Source organism: Enterococcus florum (assembly GCF_004309355.1).
Classification (GTDB): domain Bacteria; phylum Bacillota; class Bacilli; order Lactobacillales; family Enterococcaceae; genus Enterococcus_A; species Enterococcus_A florum.
On the sequence record NZ_BJCC01000066.1, the window covers coordinates 1 to 802 of the forward strand.

1 protein-coding gene is annotated in these 802 nt (G+C 44.0%); it reads left to right on the top strand.

The annotated features are described in order from the left end of the window. Positions 1-35: 35 nt before the first annotated feature. On the top strand, positions 36-802 hold a 767-nt coding region (locus NRIC_RS19100), incomplete at its 3' end, for an IS3 family transposase (RefSeq protein ID WP_265416126.1).

Genomic DNA, 802 nt, shown 5'->3' on the forward strand with positions numbered 1-802 from the left:
CGCGCTCTGCCTACTATCGCTGGGTGAAACAGCCTGTGAGCGTACGTGAACAGACCAATCGCCACATTGCAGAAGTCATTCGAACGATTCATGACCAGCATCCAGATATGGGTTATCGTCGCATCAAAGATGAATTGAAGCGGACCTGCCAGCTAAATGTTAACGATAAACGAGTCTTACGTATTTGTCGTCACGAACAAATTCAGTCTACCATCAAGCACCCGGCGACTTGTATCACAAGACGAGCTGCCACTCCTTACCACAAAGCGAAGAATGTCTTGCATGGCCAATTTGATGCGGAAGCACCAAATCAAAAATGGGTGACCGATGTTTCAGAATTCAAGTATTTTATCGGACAGAATATGCATAAACTTTATTTGAGTGCGATTCTTGATCTCTACGATCGGCGCATTGTCACGTATGCACTGAATGATACCAATGATTTGAACTTAGTCTTTGATACATTTGATCAAGCAGTCGCATTAGAACCGGAGGCACATCCGATTTTTCACAGCGACCAAGGTTTCCAATATACGCATGTCAATTTCTTCCACCGCATCGTAAAGGCCGAAATGATTCAGAGCATGTCTCGTGCAGGCAAATGTATCGATAACGGACCGATGGAAGGTTTTTGGGGAATGCTTAAGCGAGAAAAGTATTATGGACGAAAGTTTACCAGTCGCGAGGAGCTTGTCACGATGATTCGTGACTACATGACATACTATAATACAGGTCGTTACCAACGAAAATTGCAGGTAATGACGCCAATGGAATTTCACAATCACTACTACAAAGCTGCGTA